The organism is Paenibacillus sp. UMB4589-SE434, from assembly GCF_030226685.1.
GTDB lineage: Bacteria > Bacillota > Bacilli > Paenibacillales > Paenibacillaceae > Paenibacillus_B.
This window is the reverse complement of the sequence record NZ_JASOYK010000044.1, coordinates 1-203: the sequence shown is the minus strand read 5'-3', so window position 1 is coordinate 203 and position 203 is coordinate 1. Positions and strand designations below refer to the sequence as shown.

The following is a 203-nucleotide window of genomic DNA, read 5'->3' as shown; positions in this document are numbered from 1 at the left end:
GGAAGGGATAAGCGCTGAAAGCATCTAAGCGTGAAGCCCCCCTCAAGATGAGATTTCCCAATTAGTAAGACCCCTTGAAGACGACGAGGTAGATAGGTTCGGGGTGGAAGCACAGTAATGTGTGGAGCTGACGAATACTAATCGGTCGAGGGCTTATCCTAATCATTCTAAGTAGAGCATGTACACTTCGCATTCAGTTTTCA

Annotated in this window: 1 rRNA gene; it reads left to right on the top strand. The window is 46.8% G+C overall.

Annotated features, from left to right (window positions below):
• Window positions 1–161: ribosomal RNA gene (locus QP775_RS25695) — 23S ribosomal RNA — on the top strand; the annotation flags it as partial.
• Between the last annotated feature and the right edge of the window lie 42 nt (window positions 162–203).